The sequence below is a fragment of the Ammoniphilus soli genome, assembly GCF_040813775.1.
The window spans coordinates 60,385-72,185 of the sequence record NZ_JBEGDL010000028.1 but is presented as its reverse complement, the minus strand read 5'-3'; the positions used below and the strand labels follow the sequence as shown (position 1 = coordinate 72,185).

The following is an 11,801-nucleotide window of genomic DNA, read 5'->3' as shown; positions in this document are numbered from 1 at the left end:
TTCCCTTATTATCTATTTCTTAAAACAATTAGTAATTCCTTCTTTAACATTACTTCCAGAGAGCGGAGTAAACGGACTGCGGATAATTCCATCGCGAAAATACAATTATACGCGAAATAAACAAAGTGTTAATTCACCGTTTACCGTGGCATTTTTCAGCGGTTGAATAACAATAAATAGACAATCCGGCTGTTCTATTTTTTTCTATACCATAACGCGAATTCTTTTACTTGATTTTTATGATAGTCACTAAATCCTGAAACATGGTTAATTAACTGATCCCAGTTGGCTTCTAATAAAACAGGAATTTCAGTTGTTCTTGATTTTCTGGATAGAGTAAATAATAGTTCAAAACTCATAAGACAAAGGTATTCATTACGTTGTTCCATCGTAAGTTGGACAATTTGCGGGATTAAGTTGAAGCATTCTTCTGCTGTTAATCCAAAAGTTAATTCTTCTTCCAACTTAGAAAAGAACCATTCATCTTCATTTAATTTTTCTTCCCAATCGGTTGTTTTTCCTAAGAATTCATCTCTTAGATTTTTCACCGTGGTATCCCCCGACAATAATTAGATACGATTAAATACTTCTTTGAGGATAATTATATCAAAATTAACGATGGTTTCCGTTTCCTGTCATTACCAAACTAAGGACTTTGCGTATAATTCTCGCGTATAACTCTCCTTCCACGCGACTTCTACCCTTAATTTGATAAGGTTTAAAGGCACAACCCCTTATTAACGGGCAAAAAAATCCGCGTGTAATTATTTAACTGCACTTTTTCCACCGGAAAACGCCGCATGTAACACAAGAAATCTTTTGTGTTACATTAGAAAAAAGCCATCCTTTTTAAGACATGATGGCTTTGTGTTTATGTATGGTGGAGCATAGTGGGATCGAACCCCCACTACACTGCCAGTGTAGCGCTCTCCCAGCTGAGCTAATGCCCCAATATAATATGCCTATAAGCACCAATCTATATGAACTTCTTTCGAAAGAAAATGGTGCCGGCTAAAGGACTTAACCCTCAACCCCCTGATTACAAGTCAGGTGCTCTCCAATTGAGCTAAGCCGCTTTCATAGATGGATACCAAAAATCATTAGTAAATGCCTGTCAAACCAACATGGATATTCCATTCGAATTCATTTACAGGATATGTTCAATATGACAAGGTGTTTTATAAAATAAAAAAGATAGTCTTTTCGGTTGTATTTGTGTTTAAATTTTTAAATTTACCGTCAATAATTTGAATAATGCAGTATAGGAACAATTGTGGCTGGCCAGCTCACCTATACATAACGCACACGGATCGTAAAGAGCGCTCAAGTAAGGATATATGAGTGTTCGTATATTTAGCCTGAATTGCTGAAGCACCAAAGGGTATGGAGAAGTTCCGGAACCTCCTTTGCAGCAGTTCGGGCTATTCGAGTTGGCTTGGTAAGTTGCTCAACCACCTGATAGCTTTAAAAAACTGTCTAGGAGTAAGGTCCCTAAAACGATAAGGGGTTTATATTGCAATTGTTTTGGTCATGAGTCTTCTTTATTGATTTAAATAACACTGAAGATACTGATAGTCTTCGATTAATAGTAACACAATAGCAATAATATACATTCGATTTCGCTCAATTGTTTTTCTGCTTACCGTCACATGTTGCATCAATTCTTTAATGGGTAGTTTTCTTTTTTCTAAAAATAGTGATCTTAATTGTATGTTATCGACTATCATACGCGCCATTTGGATAGCATTCTGTCTAGCATCCGCATGTTTGGGAGATCGGTCCGCAAGATCCATAAGATCAATGTTATATTCCTTCAACTTTTCCTTATAATGTTGGATTTCTTCTCGTCGTAAGCTCGCTTCATGGTCAAGCTCATACTGTTGTAAAGAAATCTGAATTTCTAGGGAAGATAAGTCTAATTTTTCTCCGCCTTGGACGGAATATTCGTACGAAAGCTGTCCACGATGCCTAACTTGCTTACGTATAAAGTCAATCACACGACGCCTGATCACCAGATCTGCAAGGAAAGAAACGAACTTCCTTTTTCCTTTGTATATTGCATAACCGCTTCATCAAAAGCTGCTAAAGCTACACTAAACTCATCATCCTTAGTCGAGTCAATATATCTCTTACAAACTTTATAGGTTACCTGAGCTATAAACGCAGTGGATTGCTGGATTAAAAGGTTACGCACTTCCTGATTACCTTCCTGGGCAAGCTTTACTTTTTTCTCTAGTTCCTCCTTCTCCAGGAGAGGATAGGAAGAACGCTTCTCAAGAAAGGATCTTAGAGACATATCGATCCCTCACTTATGTTGTAAACCATTTTATCAGGATTACACCGTTTTTTTATACTTTAGATTACCAATGAGAGAACCAAAGGGATACCGTAAAAATATGGTTATCCCTTTTGCTTTCATCTATCACTCTTTCTAGCATTAACTATTATCTTTCCTTAAGACTATTGAGAGATTGAACAGTTCTTAAATATAAGATCACTCAAATGATGGCAGCTTTTAATAAAACACAGGAGTTGGTTTTCCGTTTCATTAGCCGGACGAGAAAGATAAATGGTTATTTTTTCTTTTTTTCGAGCTATATGTACTTCTAAAAGCCACTTGGTTTGAAGATCCGTTTTGTATCCAAGCTTTAAACCAATCAGTCTAAATTCTTTGACATCAATGGACGACATGATGGACACCCTTCCTATATCAACACCATCAGATGTAATGGACAAAACAATATTTCTGAATTATAAAGCATAGGTAGGTATGTCCATTTTATGACCAAAACGGAAAAATTTTTATTAAAAGAGAATTTAGCCTAACTTTTCATCCATTTTACCGTTCATGAGTTCAGTCATCTTCGTATGGTCTACATTCGAAGAGGGGGAGGCGGATTGGTTTTGGTAACGAACCTTGCCTGTTGATTCCGTTTCTTGATGAACCCGATACCATTTTTTATGATAAATATGCCGAATGTTCCCTTCCATGGTCACGTAGTGTGTTTCCGTTATCTTTGTAATAATCCCCTCAATCATGTGTTTTAACATAGGGCTCTCCTCGCTTTTTCAACATCACAGTAGAAATGAATGGGTCTAATTTGTCTTTCGTAAAGATAAGAAGAAAATGAAGTATTAAGCCTAAGAATAGAATACCTTGAAATTCATTTTTTATGGAGTATTTTTCCTCATTTCTAGATGTGGTAAATTAAACCACCAACCCAAAATGAAAAGCCCTCCTTTACAAGAATCAATTTTCTTGAATGGAGGGCTTACTTTTTTACTTCATTGAGGGACTGAAGTTAGCTTAACAGTCCTCCACCTCGCTTCTAATTAGATACTCAATGTTTCCTCTAGTGACTGCGGCACATCAATCCATAAGATCGGAAATCAAAATATAACGCTGGGGGGCATCCCCAATGTAGTTAAAGGGATAACAAGTTGTAACCGTCAAGACGGGCCCGCTTGCAGGAACAATAACCGTTTTATCGTCGGCTTCAACGATCCGCGTCTCCCTTACTTGATACGTAAACGTTCCGGCAGACGTATTTACAATGAAGCGGTCTCCCTTTGTCACTTTTCCCAGTTGTCTAAAGACCGTATCCCGATGACCGGATAAGACAGCATTATCCGCTTCCCCTGGGAGAACGCTGTGAGCATAATGTCCAATTCCCTTTTCTAGTACCTTCTCATCTGCACCATGAAAAATGGGCAGGGTTTGATTCAGTTTAGGTATGGTCAATGTGCCAATGGCATCACCAATTTGGGGTCGAGTTGGGTATAATACCTCCAGTTCCCCTGAGGAACGCTGCACTTGCTGGGATGTGGTTTGGGCTTTTGCACGTGCAGTTTCCGGTTGATTGGATGGGGGGAACGATACCGGTGCTTGTGCAGGTCCTGGATTAGGTTCTGCCTTTGAAGCGGGCTTCGGAATGACTTCCGGTTCTGGTTCTAAATCTGAAACAGCGGAATTTTCAGTTATTGTTTCAGACTCCGATTTTCGACTTCCAGCTCGATCTTCCACTTTGAGCTGTTCTGTAATTTGCCCGACATAAGCCTCCACTTTCGCTGCTCCGGATTGAATGCGATAGACAGACCAACTGGTACAGATGATCCCGATAAAGACCAATCCAAAGCCAATAACAGCAGCAAATTTATTCTTAGACAAGACCCTTCTTCCTTTTAAGGAGAAACACCCCGGCCACGGTACTTAGAACCCCAAGGAAAAGCCATAGGTACTGCTTGGTTGCCGTATTGGGCAGCGTGCCTCCCAGTTCAGTCGGCACATGAATGGTGACCGGTTCTTCTCCATGAATCTGCTCTCCGCCTTGAGGAGTGAATGAGGCTTTCACATGGTAGGTACCTGCCGGTGCATCCGCAATCTCATGCACAATTTGGCTTCCCCCTTGGACCGTGTAGGTTTTTCCTCCTAAAAGAAAGACCCAAATCCCTTGCACTTCCGTTTCTGTGTTTAATTTAGCTTGAATCTTAACCTTGCGGCTAGAGGAAACCTCTGCTTTCAATAAAGTAATCGTGTGCTTTTCCTTTACCTCGGTCAACTCAACTTCAATGGATCCATCGCCTGCGCTTATGATTTTTTCTTTATCCCACTTTCCTTTTACCTTAATCCAAAAATCAACAAATTCTTCGTTTTGAGAAGAGTTCGTAAAATGAAGGCCTATCTTTCCCGTTGCAGGATCAGGAGTTCCACTTACCTGGTAAGCATGAGACGCTTCGATGATTTCCACATCCGAGCCCATGAGCAGCAGCCATTCCTGAAGGGCTATACCGGTTTCCGTTCCATAAACACGGAAAGTACAGATCGATGTGTCTGCGTTTTCATCATAGCTCACTTCTTTTAAGGACACTTTCAATTTCTCATGATGGACGATTTTTTCTTTTTGCTTATTCTTCGTTTCTTCATGAACTTGTTCCTCTGCCTTGGCCATGCCGTCAGCTGTTGCGCATCCTGGGCCCATGACCTGAAGCTGCTTGACATCCGTTGCCCCTTTCATCGAAGCAGTAATTAATTCCTGATTCCAGTTTCCTTTTACACGGATCGAATACTCCACGGACTCGTCCACTTTAACTGGCTGTTCAAACTTAATCCCAATCAGGCCAGAAATCGGATCCGGCTTACTCTGCAGCTCATATTGATGCGATGCGCCAACGACTTCCACATCTGGACAGAGCTCCAGCATCCAGTGACTCAGGTCCGGCCCCTCTCCTAGTCCCATAACTTGATAGGTCCACACCGATTCATTTTTGTCTGGATCATACGATGTACTCACGAATTTGATATCGAATTGAACGTTACGATTCTCTTGTGCGAAGGCTGATACGGAAAAAGCAGAAAAGATTACTAAAAGTATTAGCGAGATTTTACCGATTTGATTGAACAAGCAGCTTTCCTCCTCAATTTTTGTATAAGAAATCAACATCCAATTAACACCCCCGTAAAGTACATCCTCCTTTCTCCTCAAATTACCTCCCACCATTTTCCTATTTAATTATATCTAAAAGTCTCGTGCGAGTTTTTTCTTATTTTGTAAATAAATGTCATATTGCACATTAGGTATTGCCTTCGTTTTTCCTACATTGTAAAAAAGACCTAACTGTCAAACGGTCAGGCCTGTTCCTGCTGCTGATGAGATCGGTCAATAAAATCATTTCATTTCATTAAACATAACTTCTAATAGATTGCGTATGCAAATAGGGAGTATCTTCCTAGCATGCTGATGCAAACCCTCACTATGGAATAGGAAAAGGCGCAACCATATACCGTTTTACAAGCGATCAATTCATTTTTTATACAAAAGTGATTCATTCAAATACTAGAGACGCAATCCATGTATTAGATAGATTGTTACATCATGAGACTGAAATAAATTATAACGGAACATTATACAGATACAGCCGGCTATACGAATCCAATATTTTGATTAACCATTTGAATGTCCTTAACGTCTTTCTACGGTGACACTTAAAAGCCCCCATATCGTTTTCCCGGATTTATGAATGTACCTTTTCTCCATTCGATAGCTATTAATTTCACCTTTTATCGCTTTTGTTCGAAATTCCGTATTCAATTTTAAATCGTCTGGGTGGGTGATGGATTGGAAGGCAAGATGGATTAATTCATTTTCACTGTATCCCAACATATGAGATAAAGATGGATTCACTTTTGTAAGTCGTCCATCGGGAGTTACTAAAGCCATTCCGATAGGGGCATGATCAAATACCCTTGAAAATAGATACTGATCTTCCAACTCTGATTGGGCTGCTCCAATTGTTCCTCGATCGATGAGTTATGTTTAACTTTAATGCTTTTGGCTTCTATTAAGATGACTAATTTCATTTGCATTTGCTCAAAAAAAGAAATCATAATATCCCGACGTAGCTTGCTTTTATTTTCAGATACCATTTCCGTATCTATAGTAATCAAATCACACGACTTTAGTTGTCTCAAGGTAAAATCAATCCGGTTAAGCGCTTTAGAAATTTGTTTTAAGAATGTTTCTAACACATAGGGACATTTTCGAAAGACATATGCCAGGGCTTTTGTTTGTTTGGTCTCACGATCTCCGTCAATCATTTCAAAAAAAGAAGATTCAAATTTAGGTAGTCCACCTGGTTGGTACAATCTAAAATAACGGTTTTGGGATAAATTCAACCATATTCCCTCCCTTCATAATTAATCAGCTGAAACTGCCATCTTATTCAGGAATAAAATACCAATTCATGTTTGAAATCAATAGACTTGACTGCTTCGGATCAATTCTTTCACCCATTCGACAACTTTAGGTTTCTCACATATAAAAAATTCTTGGGAGGTTAACCCGGATGGCTTCATTTCTATACTATTTTCCTTTTCCTCACCATAAATGATCTTTGCATTAAAGTAGCCTTGTAACTCCTTAAAAAGAGAGGCAAAAGCCAATTACTTTTCGTCCGTCCATTCTCGGTTAGGACAAGGTGCTCACTAAAAAGGAAACATCCCGCGCCCGGTTTGGTATCATCAAAGGAAAGACGTTTAGTTGCAACATACAGCGAATTGTGCACTGGATAATCTTTTCTTTTATAAACATGGAGATGTTTTTTTAATCCCTCTGGAATTTTCGATTTCAGATTTCTTAAATCAATGACTTCATCGACTTCTAAATAACCATAAATGGCATGAACACCTTTGTTTCTTCCTTTTCCCTCTTTGTAATTAAACTTTCCTTTTACTACTTCAACCGTTTTATACCACCCGAAAAAGAGAAACAAATCTCCTTTCTTTACCTTCTTTTTGGCAAGGGTAGCCTGAGCAATTTTACTTTGACCGAATGCTGGTTGCCAATCAGGATGTCTATCGGGAAATACACTGCGGATTAAGTCTGGGTCTAAATGGGCTTCGGAGCATTGGGTGATTCCTAGATCTTTCATGACCTGTAAGTAGGAATATTTATTATCAAAGAGCAAGTCTTGTAGTAAATATCCGATTCCGCTCTTGGAATAGGAAAAGGTATGAACTTCCCATTATAGATCGGGCTTGCGTTTTCCACCTGCTTTCTCATCGAATCCCTTTCTACTTAATATGATGTTCATCGTAGATCGTCTTCCTTTATTTTGATTATTAAATTCATACCTGGAAAAATATCAGTGAAAAGGTAAAAATATTATTTTCACCGATGTCAGGGGTTATCCCCCTCTTTCTAAATTTTCCTTAATCCTCTTCAAACTCGCTAATTTGAAATCTAAGTTGACCCCCGTTTTCCTTTATAATACGTTGGAATGATTCATCGAATCCCCCACTAGAGGAAGATTCAATTTCAATGGAAATCACAATATCCGCATCATGCTTTACAGCAAAGTGACTCAATACCCATCATATATTTTGGAAAAATCTAACTTAGCTGTTGCCGGGTTAAGTGTTACTTTTCCATAATAACGTCGTTTGATCGACGTTTTGGGAGGAGAAATCACTTGTCCTCCTCCACTAACTATTGGTGTTGAACCGGAAGCGTTATCCGTCTTTCCAGTTACATTTATGCTTTCGATACCAAGTTGGGCAGTATCAGTACCGGTTGTATTAGTTTGATTTTCTATTGTTCGTTTCTTTTCAATCTCTGCTTGGTACGCTAAAGCAATTTCTGGTTGAATAAGCAATAACGTATTGTCAAGGATTACACTGATATTTTTGGTTTACTATAAAACCTTGGTAATCTCCGTTTACTTTACCATAAGCAACACCGAAGAAATCGTTACTACATACACCCACTTCAATAGCCTGGCGATATACCTCTTGATTAACTAACCGAGGAAGGTAAAGATAGTGACACATTTTTTTCCAAACTTCCATAGCAAAAGACTCTGTGAGATCCTCTTTCCAAAACCATGTTTGAAGCATGGATTTTAAATGAACAGGTGACCAAGTCGGTATAAGTAATTCGTGCTCCTTTAATTTATAAATAATCTCTTCTACAGTATCCTTAGCATTAGATTGTATCTGAATAGCTTCCCATTCCTTCTCTGTCACACCTTTGTTTGGTGTAGCCTCCTGAGAAGGTACTAGAAGCCACTTATACGTTTCCCTTATCGAACGTGTAATACAAAAATCTATGCGAATCATTAACCCAACAAATTAAATCCAACTATTAACGAATTCCATTAATCTATTTTATTGACTAAATTTGTATTGGAAATTAAATAAATTCAATAAATACATTTTCTCCTTAACCAAGAATTATCTATTTTCATCCGAAAAATTAGGTTGGAGTAACGTTCTTATTCGTGGACTACCCCCCTCTTCTCCATCATATAATTAGAAATAAACTTGCTACAAAATTAATGTGTCGCGGAGATATTCTAAAGAAATTAGGTGGGGTATATGAAGAGAGCGGAGGATATAAGCAGGAAAAGAAAGAAACGATCGGATCGAAAAAGGGAAATTCAACCGGTCATTTCTGTTGAACTTTATGATTGCATCGCACGAATTTCTTATATAACCACCACCCCAATCAAAAATGTAGGCGAGACATTATATATGGAGGGATTTAGATCTCAAAAGGTTATTGATCAATTATCTCCTTTTTTCCGTAGAGATTTTCGCTACAGCAACCAATATGGTGATATTATTATAATTCCTGGTGACACTGATCGGATTCCATTCAAAATAAATCGTGGAGACGGTATCCGTGCACGCATTTCGATGAGATTTCACCAAGATAATCATGATAAGATAAGTGAGCTCGCCTTCACTTTAGATATGACCGTTTCTAGCGCAGCCGCTTTACTATTGGAGACAGCTTTTTCTCTTGATATTGGTCTCGATTATATCCAAGGATACATCGTAAAATCTCTTGATGCTAATCGACTAGAACAATTAGAAGCTGTCCTTCAATTCATGAATGAACAGAACCATCCGGATCAAAGGATAACAATGACCGATCTACTAGACTTCCTAGCTGGCGAAGCCTACGAGCGGTTTAAGCGATTAGAATATTACCTATGCGAATGGATAGATCAATATTCCGAGTATATATGAAAAATCAACCCTACTATTTTTTCCGTAGAGGGCTGTTCTTTTTATAATCCTTTACTGCCTTTGTTATTCGCGACGCCTCTTCTTTAGTCATTTTAATTTTAATTGCCATAAAAAACACCCTTTCATTATTATTAGATGTCATTATGGCCCAAAAACAATCACTATAAACATTTTTCTAGCGTTACTTTATATCTACGTTCCTAGAACAAATCAACTTGTAAAAAAATAAAAAAATAGCTTTAAAAAAAGTGTATATAGCTGGGTAACATCGAAAAAAGATAATCTCTGCCCTACTCCTTTCCTTTTTTATTTTGCTTTGGCGTCATAGATCCAAATAGGTAGTGATTTGCAGCCTACTTTTTAACTTCTAAAGATGATATTATTGAAGTTTACTTTGTAAGAGCTACACAAATCTGTCTACAACAGAAGAAAAGATTCATCTTCAGGTTTATGTAATCAATCCTTTCCCCCACTTAACAGGAAAAAGCACATCATCAATGATGTGCTTTGCATTTTACAAACGAGTTATTATTTTCCTAATAAGCCAAACCCTTTTCTATCGGAAATATTATCCAATTAATTCCTCCAATAATTTATAATCCCCCTTGTATTGCACGCACCCGGCACTGAGTTAAACCCAATGGGAACACCAGATAAGGTTGAGGCATCACGTAAAAATCCTAATTTGGAAATGAAAGAAGCATGTTTATAGAAGCCCTCCACCTCCTCGAGTTTCAATGTTTGTTGTCTTTTAAGCCCCATTAACTGTACATCAACGTTCTCGTCCGTTTTATTCACTACACCTATCCCATCAGCTGTGACCATTGACATTTCCTTATAACGTTCATCTTTTAGCTCTTGTAGATAGGCATATATGTCAGGGATCGGTTCTATTTCTACCCTTTATAATGGCCTGATTTTCATTATGTTTTCAAATCCCTTCAGCAAACGAAGAATTCGATAAAGCAATAATCATGTATTTTCTTCAGAGCTACATCTGACATTGGTCCTCCTCCCTCCATCTCGGTATGTAAATATATCGTTTAGTGAAAAATGTTGATAGTAAAAATATTATCATATTCATATACATTGCCAACGCTTTTTAGAGAAAATTAGAGACATAAAAATTCAGGCCAAGACTACACCCTGGGAATCACTTCTTCCCTCGACCAACCAATAAATAATTTTGTATTAATCATCGCAATTCGATCCCAAAACTGACCTCTATTTGAAAAAGATACCTGTAAAATCGAATAGAGCATAAATCAATGCCAACCTAGATGGATTATTGGAGAAAGCACCGCTAAGCCAACTGTTAGTTTCCAATATTATTCACAGACACTAAAGTCCCCTACTCTTTTACTCACCCTAAAATGGATTTAGTAGATACAATTATCACCCAAAGACTTCAATATTCCTTTTATAATCAAACCTACTAAAACAAACCCATAAAATATTCAACCTTACTAAGTGAATATTTAGCACTAATTGTCGTGGATAATAAGGGCCTAACTGGTTTACTAGAGGAACAATTGCTGCAACAACGGTTTTGTTCTTTTGTTAAAAGTGTCAAACCCTATCCTAAATCATCTTTTCGATAGACACTATTTAGTAGATATAAATATCGTTTAAACCTTAATACGCAGATATTTAATTACAATTACTAGAATCACCCTTAAAGTACTCAGTACTACTAACCAATATGTTATTTTATTCAGATTTACTAGATTATCTAGGTGGGTTATTTAGTTTTACAAAAGAAAATCACTTATTTAATCAGTTTGACTAAGTTTGTTTTATTTTAGTTCTTGTATTTACGCAAAGTTACAAACTTAGTTTTATATTTATTCAAAAAACTAACTTTGATGTCAAGGTTTAATTGCACTTACAAAAGAAAATTGTTGTGGATCATCAGATAAGACCAACAAAGGCTGTTCACCGTTTTTAGACTGTGGTTATTGGAGATCCCATCCACCATACAAATTATCGAAACAACTGCACGTTTACTAAGAGTTACTAACATAAAAGGATAATTTATTTACCCTTACTAATTGACAAGGTATTTTTACTTCGATTTACGATCTGTTTAATAACAATTACTTGGTTATACAATAGCTATTAGGTAACAAAAAATCTGATTCTATCGTTTAAAAATACTAGGTTTTGAGGTATTATTACTAGTAAATACGTTTGCTTCAAACATCCATTTCCTCCAAGGTTTTGTAAATTTAAATATTCGATTCGTAAAACCAATTAAATTTGATCTTTTTTT

The 11,801-nt window shown here is 37.3% G+C and carries 12 protein-coding genes, 1 tRNA gene and 2 pseudogenes; 2 read left to right on the top strand and 13 right to left on the bottom strand.

From position 1 onward, the window contains the following. Window positions 1–194 precede the first annotated feature (194 nt). The 8 genes and pseudogenes from ABLT31_RS30070 to ABLT31_RS30035 form a co-directional block, all read right to left on the bottom strand. On the bottom strand, window positions 195–548 hold the full coding sequence (locus tag ABLT31_RS30070; RefSeq protein WP_367758629.1) for a hypothetical protein: 354 nt from the start codon (window positions 546–548) through the stop codon (window positions 195–197). 330 nt (window positions 549–878) lie between these two features. Next, window positions 879–950 (bottom strand) — tRNA-Ala (locus ABLT31_RS30065). A 591-nt stretch (window positions 951–1,541) separates the two neighbouring features. Continuing rightward, window positions 1,542–2,012, bottom strand: a complete 471-nt coding sequence (locus tag ABLT31_RS30060; RefSeq protein ID WP_367758627.1) for a hypothetical protein — start codon at window positions 2,010–2,012, stop codon at window positions 1,542–1,544. Further along, window positions 2,009–2,296, bottom strand: coding sequence for a hypothetical protein (locus ABLT31_RS30055; protein WP_367758625.1), 288 nt, complete (start codon window positions 2,294–2,296; stop codon window positions 2,009–2,011). Before ABLT31_RS30055 ends, ABLT31_RS30060 begins: the two co-directional genes overlap by 4 nt. Window positions 2,297–2,460: 164 nt before the next feature. Further along, window positions 2,461–2,691, bottom strand: a complete 231-nt coding sequence (locus ABLT31_RS30050; RefSeq protein ID WP_367758623.1) for a hypothetical protein — start codon at window positions 2,689–2,691, stop codon at window positions 2,461–2,463. Window positions 2,692–2,817: 126 nt separating this feature from the next. Further along, window positions 2,818–3,051 (bottom strand): hypothetical protein, encoded by a 234-nt coding sequence (locus ABLT31_RS30045; protein ID WP_367758621.1) that lies wholly within the window; start codon window positions 3,049–3,051, stop codon window positions 2,818–2,820. A gap of 319 nt (window positions 3,052–3,370) precedes the next feature. Next, a pseudogene (locus tag ABLT31_RS30040) lies at window positions 3,371–3,784 on the bottom strand (class D sortase); the annotation flags it as partial. A gap of 376 nt (window positions 3,785–4,160) precedes the next feature. Continuing rightward, a complete protein-coding gene (locus ABLT31_RS30035; protein ID WP_367758619.1) occupies window positions 4,161–5,402 on the bottom strand; it encodes an LPXTG cell wall anchor domain-containing protein in 1,242 nt (413 codons plus the stop codon). Window positions 5,403–5,688: 286 nt separating this feature from the next. On the opposite strand from ABLT31_RS30035, the pseudogene ABLT31_RS30030 reads away from it, so the two are divergent. Then, window positions 5,689–5,939 (top strand): annotated as a pseudogene (locus ABLT31_RS30030) (Tn3 family transposase); the annotation flags it as partial. Between the two features lie 21 nt (window positions 5,940–5,960). Here ABLT31_RS30030 and ABLT31_RS30025 read toward each other — a convergent pair. The 5 genes from ABLT31_RS30025 to ABLT31_RS30005 all read right to left on the bottom strand — a co-directional run bounded on the left by ABLT31_RS30025 (window position 5,961) and on the right by ABLT31_RS30005 (window position 8,614). Next, on the bottom strand, window positions 5,961–6,218 hold the full coding sequence (locus tag ABLT31_RS30025) for a PAS domain S-box protein (protein ID WP_367758617.1): 258 nt from the start codon (window positions 6,216–6,218) through the stop codon (window positions 5,961–5,963). Continuing rightward, the gene (locus ABLT31_RS30020; RefSeq protein WP_367758615.1) at window positions 6,209–6,673 is read right to left on the bottom strand and encodes a hypothetical protein; all 465 of its coding nucleotides are present in this window, start codon (window positions 6,671–6,673) and stop codon (window positions 6,209–6,211) included. Before ABLT31_RS30020 ends, ABLT31_RS30025 begins: the two co-directional genes overlap by 10 nt. A 182-nt stretch (window positions 6,674–6,855) precedes the next feature. Next, window positions 6,856–7,485 carry an Nmad3 family putative nucleotide modification protein gene (locus ABLT31_RS30015; RefSeq protein WP_367758635.1) on the bottom strand — a complete coding sequence of 210 codons (630 nt, stop codon included), beginning with the start codon at window positions 7,483–7,485 and terminating at the stop codon, window positions 6,856–6,858. Window positions 7,486–7,860: 375 nt separating this feature from the next. Beyond that, the gene (locus ABLT31_RS30010; RefSeq protein ID WP_367758613.1) at window positions 7,861–8,151 is read right to left on the bottom strand and encodes a hypothetical protein; all 291 of its coding nucleotides are present in this window, start codon (window positions 8,149–8,151) and stop codon (window positions 7,861–7,863) included. A 10-nt stretch (window positions 8,152–8,161) separates the two neighbouring features. Beyond that, window positions 8,162–8,614 (bottom strand): hypothetical protein, encoded by a 453-nt coding sequence (locus ABLT31_RS30005; protein WP_367758611.1) that lies wholly within the window; start codon window positions 8,612–8,614, stop codon window positions 8,162–8,164. Between the two features lie 258 nt (window positions 8,615–8,872). On the opposite strand from ABLT31_RS30005, the gene ABLT31_RS30000 reads away from it, so the two are divergent. Further along, window positions 8,873–9,529 (top strand): hypothetical protein, encoded by a 657-nt coding sequence (locus ABLT31_RS30000; protein WP_367758609.1) that lies wholly within the window; start codon window positions 8,873–8,875, stop codon window positions 9,527–9,529. The last annotated feature ends 2,272 nt before the right edge of the window (window positions 9,530–11,801 follow it).

What these genes read in the sequence shown, in the direction of transcription:
- ABLT31_RS30000 (WP_367758609.1), top strand. Translation starts at nt 8,873, where the DNA reads ATGAAGAGAGCGGAGGATATAAGCAGGAAAAGAAAGAAACGATCGGAT.
- ABLT31_RS30045 (WP_367758621.1), bottom strand. Translation starts at nt 3,051, where the DNA reads ATGTTAAAACACATGATTGAGGGGATTATTACAAAGATAACGGAAACA.
- ABLT31_RS30025 (WP_367758617.1), bottom strand. Translation starts at nt 6,218, where the DNA reads ATGGCTTTAGTAACTCCCGATGGACGACTTACAAAAGTGAATCCATCT.
- ABLT31_RS30050 (WP_367758623.1), bottom strand. Translation starts at nt 2,691, where the DNA reads ATGTCGTCCATTGATGTCAAAGAATTTAGACTGATTGGTTTAAAGCTT.
- ABLT31_RS30055 (WP_367758625.1), bottom strand. Translation starts at nt 2,296, where the DNA reads ATGTCTCTAAGATCCTTTCTTGAGAAGCGTTCTTCCTATCCTCTCCTG.
- ABLT31_RS30005 (WP_367758611.1), bottom strand. Translation starts at nt 8,614, where the DNA reads ATGATTCGCATAGATTTTTGTATTACACGTTCGATAAGGGAAACGTAT.